The 14395-nt window shown below is 60.2% G+C and carries 14 protein-coding genes; 9 read left to right on the forward strand and 5 right to left on the reverse strand.

Annotation, left to right across the window (positions count from 1 at the left end; genetic code table 11):
- The first annotated feature begins 5 nt into the window (after window positions 1-5).
- Window positions 6-770, forward strand: coding sequence for an IS21-like element helper ATPase IstB (gene istB, locus ACSQ3O_RS26050; protein ID WP_374258801.1), 765 nt, complete (start codon window positions 6-8; stop codon window positions 768-770).
- Here the strand turns inward: istB and ACSQ3O_RS26055 are convergent.
- From ACSQ3O_RS26055 to ACSQ3O_RS26070, 4 genes are all read right to left on the reverse strand, one after another.
- Window positions 716-1855, reverse strand: a complete 1140-nt coding sequence (locus tag ACSQ3O_RS26055; protein WP_436140960.1) for a UvrD-helicase domain-containing protein — start codon at window positions 1853-1855, stop codon at window positions 716-718. The two genes, istB and ACSQ3O_RS26055, sit on opposite strands and share 55 nt — an antisense overlap.
- Window positions 1856-1857: 2 nt before the next feature.
- The gene (locus tag ACSQ3O_RS26060) at window positions 1858-3996 is read right to left on the reverse strand and encodes an AAA family ATPase (RefSeq protein WP_004883041.1); all 2139 of its coding nucleotides are present in this window, start codon (window positions 3994-3996) and stop codon (window positions 1858-1860) included.
- A 105-nt stretch (window positions 3997-4101) separates the two neighbouring features.
- On the reverse strand, window positions 4102-5511 hold the full coding sequence (locus ACSQ3O_RS26065; RefSeq protein ID WP_436140961.1) for a Shedu immune nuclease family protein: 1410 nt from the start codon (window positions 5509-5511) through the stop codon (window positions 4102-4104).
- 61 nt (window positions 5512-5572) lie between these two features.
- A complete protein-coding gene (locus tag ACSQ3O_RS26070; protein WP_050554911.1) occupies window positions 5573-5803 on the reverse strand; it encodes a type II toxin-antitoxin system RelB/DinJ family antitoxin in 231 nt (76 codons plus the stop codon).
- Window positions 5804-6443: 640 nt separating this feature from the next.
- On the opposite strand from ACSQ3O_RS26070, the gene ACSQ3O_RS26075 reads away from it, so the two are divergent.
- The 4 genes from ACSQ3O_RS26075 to ACSQ3O_RS26090 all read left to right on the forward strand — a co-directional run bounded on the left by ACSQ3O_RS26075 (window position 6444) and on the right by ACSQ3O_RS26090 (window position 10852).
- On the forward strand, window positions 6444-7274 hold the full coding sequence (locus ACSQ3O_RS26075; RefSeq protein WP_004883049.1) for a DUF932 domain-containing protein: 831 nt from the start codon (window positions 6444-6446) through the stop codon (window positions 7272-7274).
- A gap of 80 nt (window positions 7275-7354) precedes the next feature.
- Entirely contained in the window at window positions 7355-9421 is a 2067-nt protein-coding gene (locus ACSQ3O_RS26080; RefSeq protein ID WP_004883050.1) for a ParB/RepB/Spo0J family partition protein, read from the forward strand.
- An 810-nt stretch (window positions 9422-10231) separates the two neighbouring features.
- The gene (locus tag ACSQ3O_RS26085; protein WP_004883051.1) at window positions 10232-10546 is read left to right on the forward strand and encodes a DUF736 domain-containing protein; all 315 of its coding nucleotides are present in this window, start codon (window positions 10232-10234) and stop codon (window positions 10544-10546) included.
- Window positions 10547-10633: 87 nt separating this feature from the next.
- Window positions 10634-10852 (forward strand): hypothetical protein, encoded by a 219-nt coding sequence (locus ACSQ3O_RS26090; RefSeq protein WP_103790875.1) that lies wholly within the window; start codon window positions 10634-10636, stop codon window positions 10850-10852.
- Here the strand turns inward: ACSQ3O_RS26090 and ACSQ3O_RS26095 are convergent.
- On the reverse strand, window positions 10849-11142 hold the full coding sequence (locus tag ACSQ3O_RS26095) for a helix-turn-helix domain-containing protein (protein ID WP_064717570.1): 294 nt from the start codon (window positions 11140-11142) through the stop codon (window positions 10849-10851). The two genes, ACSQ3O_RS26090 and ACSQ3O_RS26095, sit on opposite strands and share 4 nt — an antisense overlap.
- 319 nt (window positions 11143-11461) lie before the next feature.
- Between ACSQ3O_RS26095 and ACSQ3O_RS26100 the strand changes: the two genes are divergently transcribed.
- From ACSQ3O_RS26100 to ACSQ3O_RS26115, 4 genes are all read left to right on the forward strand, one after another.
- A complete protein-coding gene (locus tag ACSQ3O_RS26100; RefSeq protein ID WP_028699139.1) occupies window positions 11462-11812 on the forward strand; it encodes a DUF2958 domain-containing protein in 351 nt (116 codons plus the stop codon).
- A 343-nt stretch (window positions 11813-12155) separates the two neighbouring features.
- On the forward strand, window positions 12156-12923 hold the full coding sequence (locus ACSQ3O_RS26105; protein ID WP_004883055.1) for a DUF2285 domain-containing protein: 768 nt from the start codon (window positions 12156-12158) through the stop codon (window positions 12921-12923).
- A gap of 112 nt (window positions 12924-13035) precedes the next feature.
- The gene (locus ACSQ3O_RS26110) at window positions 13036-13320 is read left to right on the forward strand and encodes a helix-turn-helix transcriptional regulator (protein WP_004883058.1); all 285 of its coding nucleotides are present in this window, start codon (window positions 13036-13038) and stop codon (window positions 13318-13320) included.
- A gap of 26 nt (window positions 13321-13346) precedes the next feature.
- A complete protein-coding gene (locus ACSQ3O_RS26115) occupies window positions 13347-14189 on the forward strand; it encodes a replication initiator protein A (protein WP_004883059.1) in 843 nt (280 codons plus the stop codon).
- The last annotated feature ends 206 nt before the right edge of the window (window positions 14190-14395 follow it).

The raw sequence follows: 14395 nt of genomic DNA on the forward strand, positions 1-14395 counted from the left end.
CCGCCATGACCCCCCACGACATCGAGGCCACCCTGCGCAAGCTGCGCCTGTCAGGCATGGCTGAGACCCTGCAGACGCGCCTGATGCAGGCCCAGGCCGCTCAGGAGCCCTTTCTGGATACGCTCTCAGCCTTGCTGCAAGACGAACTCGACCGACGCCACAGCAGGCTGATGGCACGTCGCTTCAAGCTCTCCGGCCTGGATGAGAAGCCCTCCCTGGCCGACTTCGACTGGCGCTTCAACCCAAAGCTGCCGCGCGCAGCCTGCTTCGAGTTGCACACCTTGAAGTTCCTCAGCGAAGGCGCCAACGCCCTGATCGTAGGCAAGCCCGGCACCGGCAAGAGCCACATCGCCAAGGCCGTGGCCTACCAAGCCACCTTGCTCGGTCATGACGTGTCCTACATCGAAGCTGACAGCGAGTTCGCTCGCTATGCGCTGGCCGACGCCGACGAGCGCGCCAGTCTGCTCAAGGGCTGGGTGGCGGCCGACTTGCTGGTGCTCGATGACCTGTTCCTGGCAAGGCGCATCAGCGAGCATGCCGCCGAGTTGCTGCAGGCCCTGGTCCACCAGCGTTACAAGCTGCGCCGCTCCATCGTCATCACCTCCAACCGCGTCGTGCAGGACTGGGGTCGCTACCTGGGCGACGCGACCATGGCCACCACCATCCTCGATCGCCTCATGCACCGCTGCGCCATGCTGGAGTTCGAGGGCAAGAGCTACAGGCTCAAAGAGGCTGCTGCACGCCTGATCATCACCTCAGACCCCGCATAATCACCCCGTCCTGCCTGGAGCAGTTTGACTGGCCAACAGTGGAGCAGTTTGGGGTGGCCATCGGGGGAGATGCCCATAGTCTCAATGTTGAAACGGATGAGCCGGATGAGCTCAGCGTCCAGATCATTTTTGCTCACTGTGTCGTCGAATGAAATAAGGCTTGGGTACGCCTTGTCCTCGGATGCGGCTTCGATGCGTGTGTTGTGAACGTTGTAGTTTCCGAAGTACTCAATGATGCGCTCAGAAGAACGGTAGTTCCGCGACAGTTCGAGTTCGTCCAAATCGATATTGGCCATCGCCTTGAAATCCTCGAAGGCAATCGGATATCCGCCAAGCGATTGATAAATCGCCTGGTTAGGATCTCCGACAATAAAGGCCTTGGTCGCACCTTGACCAGCTTTCAGAATGGCGGTGATGATCGAATACTGAATTCGTTTGGTGTCCTGATACTCGTCGATCAGCACGAAAGAGAACAACTGTGCCAGAAGAGTGCTGATCGCAGGATGACGTGCGATCAGTTGGTACGCATAGTAAAGAATGAGCTCAAAGTCTAGCTGCCGACTTTCGTGCAGAATCTCAAAATACTTGCCCAATATGACGTGAAGACCCGAATGCTTCCAATCTTGTGGGCAGGAGAGCACATATCCAGTTTCGGTGTAATAAAACTCACAATCCCAGAATGTTATTTTTGGCTTCTGGTAAGGCTTGCACAATGCCTCCAGGATTTTCTCGCGCTCATGCTGATCGATCACACGGAAGCCTCGATCCAACGCTTCGTGATAGATGCCGTACGGTTTCAATATCCATTCAAGACAGAACGAATGTATCGTTCCTATCCATAATCGGGATGTATCCACCCCAAGGCTCTCAATGCGCTCGTGGATTTCGTCGGCGGCACGGTGCGTATAAGTGATGGCAACGACAAACTGCTTGTTCGATTTCAGCCTGGACAACTCATAGGCGATTTTGTAGGTGAGCGTGCGCGTTTTCCCGCTGCCCGGGCAAGCGATGAGAAAGACGCTCCCTGGCTTCAGAATGGCTGCTTCCTGCTCGGGATTCAGATCATCTTTGTTCCACATGAACATGATCAGAACACCGCGAGTACATCGTTGATGCGATCATCTGGGAACGTGGCAAGCATCTCGTTTCGGATGCCGACGAAGTCGATGTCTCCATTTCGGAAGGCCAGCAGCTTGGCCCTAAAGTCGTCGAATACGGCAGACGCAGTGAAGATATCTTCTGCATCGATGTAGTTCACGCGGTAGCTCAGCACGTTAAACCAGACTTCCTTAGTGACCACCGGATGCGCAAAAGCGATGGCGTCCAAGATGTACTTCGGAATGGCGGTCTGCGGATCGATCTTCTTTCCCAGCAAGATGGCAAACCATCCCTTGCCGTAGTTGTCCGCCATGGTCAATGCGCGCTGACCGAACAACGCGATGTCCGCTGATTCGAGCTCCGCCTTGGCCGTCGCGATGGTTGGTGCATCCTTGTAGACATCAGGAAGGATGCCGACCACCTTACGCGCATTGCCGGCGGCAATGAAGTCGACCTCGAAGGTATGGGGGGCAAAGAATGGAGAAACCCACCCGTTATCTTTGAAGGTGTCTTCCAATAACGCTTTCCTGGCGACCCCTTTTTCCTGGGATGCCTGATACTTGCCCTTGCGCCGGAGCAGCCCTTCGGAGTCTCCCGCCGCCGGCGTTGTGTCAATGATGGACTTGTCAAGGTCGGTGACGATGCTGCACCGCTTCCGGATTCGGGCATCATCGAAAAGAACCGCGACGTTCTGAAATCCAGTGCTGCGGATATTAATTAAACTGATGCCGAGTTCATCAAGGCTGACGCCTAGCACGTTCTTGATCAGGATCGGAACGAGAATTTCTTCTGCATCGCCCTCCACTAAGAGGACGCTCTTGGCAAACAACAAGTTGCTACGGACAGCATCCAGGTAGCGTTGAATGTTGCCGATCTCTTCTGGGTTTAGGCCAATTGCAGGCTGGTATGCCTCGCAACGATCACCTTCTCTGCCGAGGATGTTCACGTTCTGAACATTGCTGACCTCAGAGATGTGCGTCGAATGGGTCGAATAAATGATCTGTGTGTCGTCGTATTTGAGCTTGTCGAACAGTGTTTTCTGGATATGTGTGTGAATGTGAGCTTCCGGCTCTTCGATAAGCAGAAAGTTGGCGATCGACTGTTTAGCCTTTTGATACTTGAATTCAAGCAGTTTCAACGTGAGGAATATCAGGTTTGCTCCACCAAGGCTCAGCTCGTGGATCGGTCCTTCGTGGCTCTCCCCCGATTCGCCAACGAACAGCTTGAGCGACTGGAACAACTTGTCAGCTTCGTCTGGCAGATCCGACTTGATAGAAAGAGAAGACGGCGAATACGCCTCACCCGCCGCATCCTTGATGGTGTCTCTGATATCCGTCCGGACGACCTGCACGTCTGGCAACGCTTCGATGGAGTCATTCAATGCCTTTACCCCGTCGGTGATAGCCTGGAACGCCACGGGGTCGATATCGCCGCTCTTGCCCTTCAGAAGCGAAAAGAGCGGATTTGTCCGGTTGTTGTGAAATTCGGAGACGACGTCCCGTAGCGCCTGGACGAAAGTGAACGAAATTTCTTTGGAGACGGACAGCACGTTCGGAATCTTCGCGCCGATAACACGAAATTCAACCTCTTCATTGAATCGAACATTCGCGAAGTCGCCGACCACATCCTTATAGAAGGCCTCGTCGTTGAAGTCGGCTTCACTCCGACCTGTGAAAATCGTTTCATAGTCGTCGATGGTGACCGGGTTCAGGATAGCGTCGAGGCCTGCCTGATCACCATCGTTCAATTGAGAAAGTCGCAGCCTGATTTCCTTCTTCGGACGAAAGATCAGGTTGTAAGTGGCCTTGCCGTTCGCCTCTTCCTCAATTACGCCCGTCCCATGTCGGAAGAGCGCCTGCACTGATTCATCCGCAGAGATTTCCTCAAACTCAAGACTGATGATGATCCAATGTCCCTGCCAGCGCCCTAGGCCGCGATGAAAGTCGGTATGCTCCAGCCGGTAGGCAGAGCGAATCATGTTGTCATCAAGCAGCAATCTGATTGCGCGAAAGAGATTGGTTTTGCCAGATCCATTTTCGCCGATGACAGTGTTGATACCCTTCTGGAACAGCAGCTTCGTGTTGGGAAAGTTCCGGTAGTTGACCAGGCTGAGCTTGGATATATGCATTTGATTCAATCTTGTTGTTGAAATCCACATGCCGATCGGCCGATGGATTGGTTGAACACTGCAGCCATTGATCCCAACTACGGAATGGCCAACTGTCAGTTGGTTTTAGAACGGCACCGTGTCTAAGGTAGGAATCGGTTGGAGCGCATTTTTAATCTCGGTTAGCCTTGCAAGTAGTTCATCGAAAGTCACGATCACGATCTCTGCGAACGCATTTCGAACGAGCTCGAATGACTTTCTTTGCTGATGCTCTTGTGGCGTCATGCCAGCGACAACTATGCAGCGAACCGCATAGCTGTGGAGGTCGTATCGGTTCATGTTATTTTTTATGACGGGTAGTTCACTCTGCAATTTGAAACGCTGATCTAGAATTTGAGCAATCGCTCCACCCAATTCTGTCGATGGGCCAAAAACATCATCTCCACGATAGGGAGATTTTCCTAGCAGTTCGGTTTGCGGCTTTTTTATCTCAATGAGGCCAAGATTGCCCGTGGAAGCGGATGCGTATAGAAAATCTGAAAATTTTCCGCCGGACCCGTTAAGTCGCTTGCCACCTGCATAAGCTTGCCCCTGAACCAGCATGGCTGGAACGGCAAATGCAAGACTAAGTATGAAAGGATTTTCCAGAAAGAAGCTTTGCCACTTGCTTTCCGTCAGTCCTTTTCCAAGCATTTCCTGGTATCGCTCAATCAGTTGATTCAGTGTGATGAGCTCAATATCATTCTTTAATGCCAGCAGCGAGCGCGGCTCAGATTCCGCCAGTGCTTCTATATTGTCTTGAACCATGCGAACAGCGGCGCGCCGATCACGCTTGGAAAGCGTCACATGCTGCCGCCCACCATCGGTCATTTCCGTTAGTGCATCAGGTCTTACGCTCTTCTTTAGAGCGGGAAATTGTGCTGAATCGGCAGCATGTAATAAGGTCTGGTAGATATGAAATTGCTTGTCCTTGCGCGCGTCTCTCTGGTGGCGAGAGGCTATGCGATTTAATTCTTTTCTTAATTCATGAAATCTTCTTATTCCGAGAATAAAGAATGGCGAATCAATTTTCGCGTCATTTCCTTTGTGGACAATGAGTATGCTTACGTTTTCTAAGCTGGCGGCTGTTTCGCAAATTTGCCGATATTCCCACAGAAGCCCCAAACCGAATCGAAAATCTTTGGCAAACCCATCCGGCAACTGCTCAAGAAGCCCAACGACATCGTCAGTAGTCTCTGGCAGTATGTAGGGCTCGATAACAGGCCGAGCGACGACGATGCGTTCAAGGGTGCCGTATTTAGGTTGCAGGTAATCGTCGCGATCTTCTCGAATATTAAGAGGCCAAATGGTCAATCTGTCTGGACACACATTGAGCAATCTCGCTATTGGCGAATCCGGCTTGCGCTCCGCTGCGGGAATATCAGTGAAGAAAACGTTAATGCCTTCCTCTTCCGGTTCGGCTGCTTCAATGACAAGGAAGGGGCCGCCGTCCAAACGCTCACGTTGATTGAATGCTGAAGGTCTGATAGATGCCATGAACTATTCTTGATCCCTACTGTTCAGAGAAACGATTTGCGGGCCTTGCCTCAGCGCAACCTTATGGTGCCTTCCGATCAGAATCGGACGACACACGATTGATGTCAAAGGGGAGTGCCTTATCTGCCGCGATTCGGGTCAGCAGCATCCGAATCGCATCCGAAATTGATAACCCCATTTCAGCCAGAACAACAGTTGCGGCTTCTTTAATCTGCCCGTCAATCCGGGCACGAACGACGTCGTTACTTGCCATTGTTGCGCTCACAATAGATGTAGCTACATTGTGGCTCATAAGTACTATTGCGTCACTTACATTTTGTTGTGAACAGTAGAGCATCCCGGCGTGCCGCCGTCGGGCTCGCGGGCGTTGCCCCGCGCCTCGTGCCGAGTCGCGGCCATGCGGCTTTGATCCCTGATGCCTCCGGCCGTCTCTTCGCTCCTGGCCTGCGCGCGGCGCTTGCCCTCCAGGGGATCGGCTGGACAGCCCATCCCCGCCGCGCCTTGCTTGGCGCCCCTCGCATGCACCGAACAGGTTGCACCTGATCGACCAACAGCCATCCAGCTAGGCGTGCCGCTGGCACGCAGGGGCGCTCGCCGCGCGGCGTTGGTTTCAGCGCACCCCCTGGCCCATTGGCCGCTGTTCGTCTTTCCCCAAGTTCATCGCTTTTTCCCGCGACCGTAGCCCGCGGTGCCTGGCCGTCAAGGCGCGCAGGGCCGAGTCCTCGCTGCGCTGCGGGCCGCACCAACCCTGCGCTTCTCCCTTGACGGCCAGTCCCTCGCTGGCCCGGTTTTTCGCGGGCGATGAACTCAGGAAAGACGGCGGCAAACAGGACCGGCCCAGGTCTCTGCGCCGAACCAACCGAAGCCACAACGGGCTCCGAATCTTGGAATCCGGTCAGCTTTGAAACCACAGCAACTCATTGGAGAAAACCATGCAACTCGCATCTCGATTCGCTTCCCATTCCCCGACGCTGCGCAGTGACTACCCGCTGTCCGACGACCAAATCCGCCGCGTAGCCCCGTCCATCTTCGCGGAGGCCCCGCACGATAGCCGCTCCGAACGGTACGCCTACATTCCCACCGCCGCCGTGCTGGCGGAACTGCGCAAGGAAGGGTTTGAACCCTTCATGGCAGCGCAAACCCGCGTGCGGCACGACGACCGCCGCGACTACACCAAACACATGATTCGCCTGCGCCATGCCAGTCAGATCAACGGCGCGGAAGCCAATGAAATCGTGCTGCTGAACTCGCACGACGGCACCAGCAGCTATCAGATGCTGGCCGGAATGTTCCGGTTCGTTTGCAGCAATGGCCTTGTGTGCGGCGATACCGTGGCCGATGTGCGCGTGCCGCACAAGGGCGACGTGGCCGGTTCTGTCATCGAAGGCGCTTTCGAGGTGTTGAGCGGCTTCGAACGCGTGAAGGAATCCCGCGACCTGATGCGCGCTATCACGCTGGACGAAGGCGAAGCCGAAGTGTTCGCCCGTTCCGCGCTGGCCCTCAAGTACGACCCCACCGATAACAAGCCCGCGCCCATCACGGAAAGCCAAATCCTGATGCCGCGCCGGTTCGACGACCGCCGCCCGGACTTGTGGAGCGTGTTCAACCGCACCCAAGAAAACCTGACCAAAGGCGGATTGCATGGCCGCAGCGCCAACGGACGCCGCCAGCAGACCCGCCCCGTGCAGGGCATTGATTCCGATGTGCGCCTCAATCGCGCCCTCTGGATGTTGGCCGATGGCCTGCGCCAGTTGAAGGCCTGATTCCCCACGCGGCAGGGGCAGGCAGCAGCCCTTGCCGCTTTCTTCGCTGCTGCATCCCTGAACCGATAGGAGTTATCACCATGAACGCCATTACCCAAACCGAAGCCCGCGCCCTCAACACCGCCGCCGCTATCCCGCTGGAAGCCGCCGACCCGACCAAGAACCTGATTTTGGTTCCGCTGTCGCGGCTGGTGTCGCGTCCTGCTGGCCGCAACGTGCGCAAGACCCCGCGCATGTCCATTCCCGAACTCGCCGCGAGCATTCAGCGTGTCGGCCTGCTGCAAAACCTCATCGTCATTGCCGCCGCCGATGGCGAGCATTACGAAGTCGTGGCCGGTGGCCGCAGGCTGGCCGCGTTGAAGCTGCTGGCGAAGAAGCGCCGCATCAGCAAGGAATGGGAAGTGCCTTGCCTGTTGGTGGCCGATGGCACCGCCCGCACGGCCAGCCTCACCGAGAACGTGCAGCGCGAAGCCATGCACCCCGCCGACCAGTTCGAGGCATTCGCCGCGCTGGTGGCCGAAGGCCGACCCATCGAGGACATAGCCGCCGATTTCAGCGTCACGCCGCTGGTGGTGCAGCGCCGCTTGAAGCTGGCGAACGTCTCGCCCCGGCTGCTGGCCGACTACCGCGCCGAAGCCGTGACGCTCGATCAGTTGATGGCCCTTGCCATCACCGACGACCACGCCGCGCAGGAAACCGCGTTCTACGACGCGCCGACGTGGCAGCGCAACCCTTCCCAATTGCGCGACCGCCTCACCGAGCGCGAGATTGACGCATACCGGCATCCGCTGGTGCGTTTCGTGGGGCTGGATACCTACGGAGCCGCAGGCGGTGGTGTGCGCCGTGACCTGTTCGCGGAAGGTGACGCGGGCGTGTATCTGACCGATGCCGCGCTGCTGGAACGGCTGGCGCAAGACAAGCTGGCAGGTATCGCCGCCGAGGTGAAGGACGAAGGCTGGGCGTGGGTGGATGCCACCCCCGCCGTGACCCATGCCGACCTGCACGCCTTCCAGCGTGCGCCGAGGGAGCGCCGCGAACCGAACAAGCGCGAAGCGCAGCGCATCGAGAAGCTGCAAACCAAGATGCACGAACTGGCCGCCGCCGTGGATGACGCGCTTGATACCGAGGACGAGGAAAAGGCCGATGCCTTGCAGGAAGAAGGCGAAGCCGTGGGCGAGCAGTTGCAGGCGCTGGAAGATGGCTTGCAGGACTACGGCACGACCGTGAAGGCCGCAGCCGGTGCCATCGTCACCATCGACCGCAACGGGCAGGCAGTGATTCATCGCGGGTTGATGCGCGAGGCCGAGGCCAAGGCGCTGCGCACACTGGAACGCCTGCGCCAAGGTTTCGGCAGCGAAAGCGAAGCCGGGAACGACGACGAAGGCGAGGACGACGAGCAGCCCAAGACCGCCGCCATGTCCGACAAGCTGGCGCAGCGGTTGAGCGCCCACCGCACCGCCGCGCTGCAAATCGAAGTCGCCCGGCATCCGCAAGTGGCGCTGGCCGCGCTGGTGCATGGCATGGTGCAGACCGTCTTGCAGGGCAGCCACTACGGCCACGACTTGCCGCTGGGCGTGAGCCTGAAAGCGCAAGACCGGCTGGAAGGCATCGCCCCGGATATACCGGATTCGCCCGCCGCCGTGGCGCTGCGCGAGTTGCAGCAGGTAGCAGGCGAAGGCTTGCCGGAGGACAGCGCCGAACTGTTCGCCGTGCTGCTAGCGAAGTCGCAAGATGAACTGGTGCGGCTGCTGGCGATATCCGTGGCCGTCACGGTGGACGTGGTGACACCCCGCGCCACGCCGCAGCAACCGGGCGCGGAACTGGCGCAGGCTGTCGGCTTGGACATGGCCGCATGGTGGAAGCCCACCAATGAGGGTTATTTCCGGCATGTGCCGAAGGCCGCGATTCTGGAAGCCGTGGAGCAGTACGCCCCGGCGCACGTCACCCGGCTGGCGAAGTTGAAGAAGGCCGACATTGCCAGCGAAGCCGAGCGGCTGGCCGATGGCACCGGCTGGATGCCTGCCATCTTCAAGGCCGAAGGCACCGACGACACCACGGCGCAGGATGCGCCGCAGGCGGTGACGAACGACGAGCCGGAAGCCATCGACAACGACGACGAGCAGCAGGCCCACGCACTCGCCGCCTGACCTTCACCACCACCGAGCGCCCCGGTTTCGGCCGGGGCGCTTCGCTGTTCCATCAGCATCGGCCCCAGGCCGTTCCGCCCTGGTGCCGATGGTCAAAAATCCGGGCGCGGCGGTGGCCGCGCCCGGTTTCCAAGCCCAAAGCCAGAACGCCCCTTCGCCGCCTTCGGGCGGACGGCGAAGGGGCGGCGCACAAGTGACCTTGTGCGCGGGAAACCCTCGAAGCCCATAAGTGCGTCGGCGCACAGCGCCGACGACATTCCGAACGCGCCCCACCGCAATGGACGGGCGTGTGGGGCTACGCCCCGGCTTGCTGCCGCAGGTTGCACGAAAGCGTGCCGTCCTCGACGCTGGCGGTTCGTCGCCTGTACGTCACGAAGGACGGTTCACCGACACGCCGCCCGGCCTTGCAATGGAGCTTCCACGCCACGCCTCACGCAAAGGGCCGCAAGCAGCAGTAGGGACGCTTTCACCTTGTCGCTGGGCATTGTCCTTGCCCGTGTCAGGGCGCAGGCCGGTGAAGCCGTCGCGCGGGGATGCCGAGTCGGCCATGCCTCCATTCGGGAGCGGGCGGCCAGTACGTCCTTGTGTTGTTGTGAATCCTGGCGGTGGCTGGGCTTCATGGCCGCAACCTTCCAGCGAAAACAATTCCCCCTGCGCTGCGCGCATTCCTCGCGGGACAAATTCTTTTCGCTTCCAGGTTCTCCACGGTGTTGCGACCGCTGCGCGGTGCGGCCAGCCCATCCCCCGCCGGACGGATCACAACAAGGACGCACTGGCGCGACCTTGTTCAACCCGAAAGGAGAAATCATCATGGCTAACATCGGCACCTTCACCGCAGAGAAAGACGGCTTCACCGGCCAGCTCCGCACCCTGACCCTCAACTTCAAGGTCAAGCTGGTTCCCAACGACAAGGGCGAGAACGAAAGCGCCCCGGACTTCCGCCTGCAAGCGGCCGGCCACGACTTCGGCGCGGCGTGGAAGAAAACCAGCGAGGCCGGGCGGGATTACCTGTCGGTGGCCATCGACGATCCTTCATTCCCGGCGACGGTCTATGCCCGCCTGATCGAAGGCGAGAATGACACGCACGACCTCATCTGGTCGCGCAGCAAGCCCAAGGCGGCCTGACGGCCGCCCACCGCGCCCCGCCCATTGCGGCGGGGCGCGGTGCTGCTGATCGCAGCATCGCACGCACAGGGTTTCGGCAGTTGCCCCATGTCCCGCATGTCCAAGGCCAGCATTGCATTGGTGATGGTCGAATGGCTCGAAGCCCGTGGCAGTAGGAACAGCATGGCGTGTCGGCGCATTGCGCCGCCGGGCTTTCGGGCTGCGCCCCATGCCGCCAATGGCGTCATGTCCATTCGGCTTCAATCCCTCACGCCTTCGCGCCTGGCGGCGCTGCGCGCTCCGCTTGCGGGCATTCAGACGCGCTAGGGCGCGTCGCGCTCTTTCAGCACGGCCTCGAACTCCTGGCGCACCCGCGCCAGCAGTTCGTCGGCCTTGTGCGTGTCGTCGCCGGCGTAGGCCAGCGTCAACAGCGTCAGCGGATGCACTTCCATGACCTCGCACAGCTCGGTCAGCTTGTGCAGGGTCGGACTTTTCAAGTCGCGCTCCAGCGTACTCATATAGGTGCGGCTGGACACGTCGGAGAACGCTTCCTGGCTCAAGCCTCGCGCCTTCCTGACTGTCCGTATTGCCGTTGCCAATGAGTGTTTCGCTGTCACTAACTTGGTTTCCCCATAAAAACCAAGATGACAGCCCATTGCGCCCTATAGGGCTACAATCTATAGTGTTCATTCATGGCTGAAAGGCCCGCTTTCGTGCTTTTACGGAAATCCGCAGATGCGGATTCCGACAGAACCGGGGAATCGCATCCGTGTCTTTCCGGCTTCCGACAATTCCGCTTCGGCGCTTCTGTTCTTCTACGGATGCGATGGCTTGCACATCGGTGCTTCCACACGAATGCACGGATGCGTTTCGGCAGTTCTGCGCTTCGGCACCAAAGCGCATTCGCGCATCGTCGGTTTCGTGGAGAAGCTGCCCATGACCCTGCCGCTTGTCACCGCTGATGAACGCGCCCGGCTGCTGGCCCACGGCGCGGCGCTCGCCGCTGGTCAGCGGCTCGACCCGCTGCCCGTGGTGCGCTTGTTCACCCCGGACGCGCATGTGACCTGGCTGCTGGTGTCGCTCGACCCGGCGGATGGCGACACGGCCTACGGCCTGATCGACCTCGGTATCGGTATGCCTGAGCTCGGGATGGTCAAGCTGTCCGACCTGGCGGGCATCGTCGGGCCGCGCAAGCTGCCGGTGCGGCGGGATCGGTATTTCCAGGCGGTGCGCCCGTTATCGGAGTACGTCCGGCTGGCGCAGGAGAACGGCGCGATCACGGACTGATGAAAACCAGCGCGGCCTAGCCAGCCGGGGCGCATCGTGACTATTTCAATCTTGATCAAGACCGTGCAGGTCTGAATCCGCATTCTTGCACCGAAGTGGTGCGATCCTGTTGAAAACAGTCCTGATCTTGGGCGCGGGCTGCGGCACGGTGTTCGGTGCTGCGCGTCATTTTCCTGAAGGCGTAGCCGTCGCATTCAGACGATTTCCGCAACACGCAGAGCCAAATGGTCTTGACACCGACAGTTACAGCCTAACCAATTTTGATGACGACCTGATGGCATTTCGATAGTTCCCGCATCGCGGAAATCGTGGCGACGCATCCCAAACAGAGGGAGGTTTCGCCATGACTGATCGCAGCGCCGAACACTGGTATCCGACAGCGGCCTATCTCTACGTTCTGCACCTTGACGGCCCTGCGCTGGCGTGGGAATACCTGCGCCGAAATCCCGACTACCGCCGCGACTGGCTGCGCCGCCGCCGCCGGCCGGACACGGCGCAGGCGTGGGGCCTGCGCCTGCTGGAAGACCCAGCCCTGGATGCGCGCGACGCGCATCCGGCCTGGTTTCCCGATCACGATGCCGTCGTGCAGGTTTACCCGGACGATGACCCGCCACCCGAAGCCCATGCCTTCGAGTTCTGGCGCGTCCCTGGCCGCAAGCAACTGATCCACGACGGCAAGCGCCTGGTGCTGGTGTCGCATTGGCCCGGCTGCTGCCTGCGGCTCGCGCTCGCGCCGGGCCTGGAAGACGGCATGGCCTACCTCTACGCCACCCGCGCCTGCGCCACGCCCTGCGCGCGCTATCGCACGCTCGCGTCCGAGCTGGACGCATTGGCCGTGGCCACGGTTGCCACGCCTGCGGCGGCGGCCCGTTCCAGGCCCACGACGGCCGCGGTGCTGGAACTGCACACCTTGCAGACGCTCGACGCGACCCTGGCGGGCGCGTCATTGCGCGAAGTGGCCGAAGGGCTGTTCGGCGCCGATGCCGTCGCCGCCGACTGGCACAAGGACAGCGCCTTACGTGCCCGCGTGCGGCGGCTGGTACGTCGTGGCGATGCGCTGATGCGTGGCGGCTATCGCCGCCTGGCACAGCTTCCGCCGCCGTTGCAGTAGGGGGGGACGTTTCGCGTCCCCCGTAGATCGTCCCTTAGCAAGCAGCCTCGCTTTCTTGAAAGTGCCTCTAACCGGCCGCGTGGTGTGGCCGGGCTTGATGGAGGTACATCCCATGCGACCCGCTCCCTTGCGGCCTGCCGCCGCTGCTGTCGCTGCGCCTGCGCAGCCCCAACGCTACCTGACCAACGACGAAGCCGCCGAGTACCTGCGCCTGTCGCCACGCACGCTGGAGAAACAGCGCGTGATCGGCGGCGGCCCGAAGTTCCGCAAGTTCGGCCGCCGCGTCATGTACGCGGTGTCCGACCTCGATGCCTGGGCCGACCAGCGCAGCTACGAGGCGACTTCCGACCCGGAATATGCCGAACGCCACGCGGGCGATTACCGTGATGGCCGCTGATCGCTGGCGCGTGGGTGGCCGTCGCCATGTCCAGCCCGCCAGGGCAAGCCTTGCAGCGCGAACAGCTCGACCTGTTCCGCGCGCTGCCGGGCGACATGGCACCCCGCGACAGCCAGGACTTGATGGCCTTTCCGTTCTTCTCGCTGGCGAAGTCGCGGCGTACCGCGCCGATCGACTTCCGCGCCGGCGGCATCACCATCCGCGTGGAGGGTACGCAGGAGCACGGCATCGCAACGATATGGGATGCCGACCTGCTGATTTGGGCCGCCTCGCAGATCGTGGAGGCGCGCGACGCGGGCTTGCGCCCGTCGCGCTGGATACGCGCCACTCCCTACGAGATCCTGCGCTTCATCGGGCGCGGCACGTCTCTCAACGACTACCTGCGCCTGAAAGCCGCGCTCGACCGGCTGCAATCGACCACGGTGGCCACGTCCATCCGCGAAACCACGGGAAGGCGATTGCATCGCTTCTCGTGGATCAACGAGTGGAAGGAACTGGCCGATGCCAGCGGCGTGCCGCTGGGCATCGAACTGATCCTGCCGGACTGGTTCTATGCGGGCGTGCTCGATGCCGCCTTGGTGCTGACCATCGACCCAGCCTATTTCCGCTTGAAGGGCGGGATCGAGCGCTGGCTGTACCGCCTGGTGCGCAAGCACGGCGGCAAGCAGCCGGGCGGCTGGCAATTCGACTTCCGGCACCTGCACCGCAAGTCGGGCAGCGCTGCGCGCTTCTCCGACTTCGCTTACGACCTGCGCGTCCTGGTGGCGCGGCAGTCGCTGCCCGGCTACGTCCTGGGCATCGAGCGAATGCCGGACGACGGACAAGAACTGCTGACCTTCCGGCCCGTGCTGCACACGGCACGGGGATAACTCGTGGAAAAGGTGTGGACGGCCTCGTGCTATCAGGAGTACCGGGTATCGTGCTATCGGGAGTACGCCTATCGTGCTATCAGGAGTACGAAAACGCCGGAAAGCCAATAACGGCGCGGGTTTGCGGCCCCTCTAACTTCCCTAACAAGAAATACATAACTTTTAGTAGAAGCGCGCCGTTTCGGTGGACAACCGAGAAACGGCAC

This window comes from Acidovorax sp. LjRoot74, assembly GCF_964254355.1.
In the GTDB taxonomy this organism is placed as follows: Bacteria; Pseudomonadota; Gammaproteobacteria; order Burkholderiales; family Burkholderiaceae_C; genus Acidovorax.

What these genes read in the sequence shown, in the direction of transcription:
- ACSQ3O_RS26090 (WP_103790875.1), top strand. Translation starts at nt 10,634, where the DNA reads ATGTCCCGCATGTCCAAGGCCAGCATTGCATTGGTGATGGTCGAATGG.
- ACSQ3O_RS26075 (WP_004883049.1), top strand. Translation starts at nt 6,444, where the DNA reads ATGCAACTCGCATCTCGATTCGCTTCCCATTCCCCGACGCTGCGCAGT.
- ACSQ3O_RS26115 (WP_004883059.1), top strand. Translation starts at nt 13,347, where the DNA reads ATGTCCAGCCCGCCAGGGCAAGCCTTGCAGCGCGAACAGCTCGACCTG.
- ACSQ3O_RS26110 (WP_004883058.1), top strand. Translation starts at nt 13,036, where the DNA reads ATGCGACCCGCTCCCTTGCGGCCTGCCGCCGCTGCTGTCGCTGCGCCT.
- ACSQ3O_RS26055 (WP_436140960.1), bottom strand. Translation starts at nt 1,855, where the DNA reads ATGTTCATGTGGAACAAAGATGATCTGAATCCCGAGCAGGAAGCAGCC.
- ACSQ3O_RS26085 (WP_004883051.1), top strand. Translation starts at nt 10,232, where the DNA reads ATGGCTAACATCGGCACCTTCACCGCAGAGAAAGACGGCTTCACCGGC.
- ACSQ3O_RS26070 (WP_050554911.1), bottom strand. Translation starts at nt 5,803, where the DNA reads ATGAGCCACAATGTAGCTACATCTATTGTGAGCGCAACAATGGCAAGT.
- istB (WP_374258801.1), top strand. Translation starts at nt 6, where the DNA reads ATGACCCCCCACGACATCGAGGCCACCCTGCGCAAGCTGCGCCTGTCA.
- ACSQ3O_RS26065 (WP_436140961.1), bottom strand. Translation starts at nt 5,511, where the DNA reads ATGGCATCTATCAGACCTTCAGCATTCAATCAACGTGAGCGTTTGGAC.
- ACSQ3O_RS26105 (WP_004883055.1), top strand. Translation starts at nt 12,156, where the DNA reads ATGACTGATCGCAGCGCCGAACACTGGTATCCGACAGCGGCCTATCTC.
- ACSQ3O_RS26100 (WP_028699139.1), top strand. Translation starts at nt 11,462, where the DNA reads ATGACCCTGCCGCTTGTCACCGCTGATGAACGCGCCCGGCTGCTGGCC.
- ACSQ3O_RS26080 (WP_004883050.1), top strand. Translation starts at nt 7,355, where the DNA reads ATGAACGCCATTACCCAAACCGAAGCCCGCGCCCTCAACACCGCCGCC.
- ACSQ3O_RS26060 (WP_004883041.1), bottom strand. Translation starts at nt 3,996, where the DNA reads ATGCATATATCCAAGCTCAGCCTGGTCAACTACCGGAACTTTCCCAAC.